This window comes from Mesorhizobium sp. M1A.F.Ca.IN.020.04.1.1 (assembly GCF_003997315.1).
GTDB lineage: Bacteria > Pseudomonadota > Alphaproteobacteria > Rhizobiales > Rhizobiaceae > Mesorhizobium.
On the sequence record NZ_RZSN01000422.1, the window covers coordinates 1 to 585 of the forward strand.

Sequence of the window (585 nt, forward strand, 5' to 3'; positions counted from 1 at the left end):
CGACGCCGGCGATCTCGGCAAGAATTGTGGCACCACGCCTCGTGGCATGCTCGTAGCTTTCCAGCACGGCCATGCCCGCACCCTCGCCCAGCACCAGGCCCTTCCTATCGGCGGAGAAGGGCCGGCATGTATCGGGTGAAAGCACGCGCATTGCTTCCCATGCTTTCAGCACGCCCCATGCGAACGGCGCGTCGCTGCCGCCGGAAACCATTACGTCGGCCCGGCCCAGCTTGATCTGATCCACCGCCGAGGCGATCGCATGGTTGGCCGAGGCACATGCGGAGTTCACCCCGAACACCGGCCCGCGCAAGCCGAGGCGCAAGCTCACCTGGCCGGCGGCGGCGCTTGGCATCGTTTTGGGTACAGCGAGGATGCCAACTCGCCTCGCGCCGTCCAAAAGGAGGGCCCGGTAAGTTTCCTCCATTACATCCCAGCCCAAGCCGCCGACGCCCACTGTAGCGCCGAAGCGATGGGCATTCCCTTCGTCGCAGGAAAGTCCGGCCTGCCGCATGGCTTCGCGCGCTGCAAGCACGGCGAGCAAGCTGAAGCGGGCCATGGAGACGAGCTGCTTGCGATCGATGTCGT

1 protein-coding gene is annotated in these 585 nt (G+C 65.8%); it reads right to left on the reverse strand.

The annotated features are described in order from the left end of the window. Positions 1–585 (reverse strand): beta-ketoacyl synthase N-terminal-like domain-containing protein (locus tag EOA49_RS32335; protein ID WP_281058477.1); only part of this gene is annotated, 585 nt, incomplete at both ends.